The sequence below is a fragment of the Mesorhizobium sp. M7A.F.Ca.CA.001.08.2.1 genome, from assembly GCF_003998455.1.
Taxonomy (GTDB): Bacteria; Pseudomonadota; Alphaproteobacteria; order Rhizobiales; family Rhizobiaceae; genus Mesorhizobium; species Mesorhizobium ciceri.
In genome coordinates this window covers 1-2,702 of the sequence record NZ_RZPW01000802.1, presented here as the reverse complement: position 1 = coordinate 2,702, position 2,702 = coordinate 1, and the positions used below count along the sequence as shown (strand labels likewise).

The window sequence follows — 2,702 nt, the reverse complement described above, 5'->3', positions numbered from 1 at the left end:
GACTGGCACTGGCCGATGCACTCGATGCCGTGGTGCCGAAGGGCCGGATCGCCATTGGCCTCGACGGTGGCAGCGAAGGAAAAAACCGTTTCGAGCTGAAATGGCCGAACGACGTGCTTGCCTCCGGCGCCAAGCTGGCCGGCATCCTGCTGGAATCGGCAATCCTCGAGGGCGGCCGTTTCGGAGTGGCGGTCGGCATCGGCGTCAATGTGGTGGCATACCCTGAGGATTTGCCGTATCCCGCAACTTCCTTGCGCGCGCTGGGCGCGGCATGCGATGCGGAAACACTGTTCCTGGCGCTGTCGGATGCCTGGAGCGAGAATGCCCGATTGTGGGATGAGGGGCGCGGACTTGCCGCCGTCAGGCGACGGTGGCTCGATCGTGCCGCGGGGCTCGGCGGCGAGGTTGCCGTCAGAATTGACGGTAATGTGGTGCGCGGGGTGTTTGAGACCATTGACGAGGACTGCCGTTTCGTGATCCGCGACGATGAAGGTTCGGTTCGGACGATCGCCGCCGGCGATGTGCATTTCGGCGCGGTCGCTTCGGCCAGGGCATAGGCCGTTCATGAACGGTTCTAACTGTTTGTTTTTGCGCAACTCCGGTGGGAAAACCGTTACACACTTTTCCCGGAATTGCTTTTGAGCTTGGCCTGAGGGCCAGGAAGGGAAAAATCATGGCGAAAGCGGAAAACGCCGAACTCGTCTTCGTGCCGCTCGGCGGCGTCGGCGAGATCGGCATGAACTTCGCTCTTTACGGCTACGGGCCGCCCAGCGCGCGCGAATGGATCGTCATCGATGTCGGAGTGACCTTCCCCGATGCCAGCCTGCCGGGCGTCGACCTGGTGCTGCCCGACACACGCTTCATCGAGGAGAACCTCGCCAATCTGCGCGGCATCATCATCACGCATGCGCATGAAGACCATTACGGCGCGCTGCTCGACACATGGCCGAAGCTGAAGGCGCCGGTCTGGATGACGCCGTTCAGCGCCGGCCTGCTGGAAGCCAAGCGGCAAGGCGAGCAGGGCGCACCGAAAATACCGGTCACGATCTACCGGGCGGGCGAGAAATTCACCGTCGGCCCCTTCGAGATCGAAGCCATTCCGGTCGCGCACTCGATTCCCGAGCCGATGTCGCTGGCGATCACCTCGCCGGCAGGCACCGTCATCCATACCGGTGACTGGAAGATCGATCCGGAGCCGACGATCGGGCCGAAGACCGACGAGGCGCGTTTCCGCGCCTATGGCGACAAGGGCGTTCTGGCGCTGATCTGCGATTCGACCAATGCGCTGCGCGAAGGCGAGTCGCCTTCGGAAGTGGCTGTGGGCGAGGGCCTCAAGGGCGTCATCCAGGCTGCCAAGGGCCGTGTCGCCGTCACTACGTTCTCCTCCAATGTCGGACGCATCGTCTCGATCGCCAAAGCGGCGCGCGATGCCGGACGCCAGTGCCTGGTGCTTGGCCGTTCGCTGAAGCGGGTCATCGATGTGGCCGGCGAACTCGGCTACATGGACGGTCTGCCGGAGTTCATCGCCGAGGAGGATTTTGGTTTCATCCCGCGCGAAAACCTGGTCATCATCTGCACGGGCAGCCAGGGCGAGCCGCTGGCCGCACTGGCCAAGCTGTCGCGCGAAGAGATGAAGTCGGTGTCGCTGACGGCAGGCGACACGGTGGTGTTTTCCTCGCGTACGATTCCCGGCAACGAGAAGGCGATCCTCGAGATCAAGAACCGTCTCATCGACCTCGGCGTCAAGATCATCGAGGACGGCGATGCGCTGGTGCATGTCTCCGGCCATCCGCGGCGCAGCGAATTGCGCAAGATGTATGAATGGGTGCGCCCGCAGATCGGCGTTCCCGTGCATGGCGAGGCGGCACATCTGGTGGCGCAGGGCTCGCTGATGTCGACATCGGGCATCGGCCAGGTGGCGCAGGTGCGCGACGGCGACATGCTCAGGCTTGCTCCCGGCCCAGCCACCATCATGGATCAGGTGCCGTTCGGCCGTATCTACAAGGATGGCAGACTGATCGGCACCGATCAGGCGATGGGCATCCGCGACCGGCGCAAATTGTCCTTTGCCGGCCACGTGGCGGTCAATGTCGTGTTGGACGACAAATATGAGCTTGCCGGCGACCCCGATTTGGTCGCCATCGGCGTCGCCGAGGCCGATGGCCGTGGCGAGTCGCTGGAAGATCTGATGATCGATGCGGCAATCGGCGCGGTGGACTCGATCCCCCGTCAGCGCCGAAAAGACCTCGACCTGGTGCAGGAAGCAGTGCGGCGCGCCGTGCGCGGCGCCGCCAACGAAGCCTGGGGCAAGAAGCCGCTGGTGACGGTGTTCGTCACTCGCTGAGGGGAGTAGGGCAGTAAGGGAGTAGGGCAGTAGGGATTTCGATACGAGGCAGGTCAGCTTTTCCCCTATTGCCATACTGCCCTATTGCCATACTGCCCTGGGGAAAACCTATGCTCGGACGTCTGAACCATGTCGCGCTTGCCGTGCCGGATCTGGCTGCTGCCGTAGCGGCCTACCGCAACACGCTCGGCGCGGAGGTGACGGCGCCGCAGGCACTGCCGGAGCACGGGGTGACGGTGGTGTTCGTCAATGTCGGCAACACCAAGGTCGAACTTCTGGAGCCTTTGGGCGAGGGATCGCCGATCGCCGCCTTCCTGGAGAAGAACCCCTCCGGCGGCATGCATCACCTTTGCTATGA

At 63.5% G+C, this 2,702-nt stretch carries 3 protein-coding genes; all 3 read left to right on the top strand.

Translation table 11 applies throughout. The features are described 5' to 3' along the window. Window positions 1-557: biotin--[acetyl-CoA-carboxylase] ligase (locus EN914_RS31190; RefSeq protein ID WP_164779040.1), on the top strand; the 557-nt coding region annotated here is incomplete at its 5' end. Window positions 558-673: 116 nt separating this feature from the next. After that, window positions 674-2,344 (top strand): ribonuclease J, encoded by a 1,671-nt coding sequence (locus tag EN914_RS31185; protein ID WP_013531104.1) that lies wholly within the window; start codon window positions 674-676, stop codon window positions 2,342-2,344. Between the two features lie 110 nt (window positions 2,345-2,454). Beyond that, the coding region (locus EN914_RS31180) for a VOC family protein (protein WP_206527284.1) at window positions 2,455-2,702 on the top strand (248 nt) is incomplete at its 3' end.

Bases quoted from the DNA above. Each gene is read 5' to 3' on its own strand.
- EN914_RS31185 (WP_013531104.1), top strand. From the start codon at position 674: ATGGCGAAAGCGGAAAACGCCGAACTCGTCTTCGTGCCGCTCGGCGGC.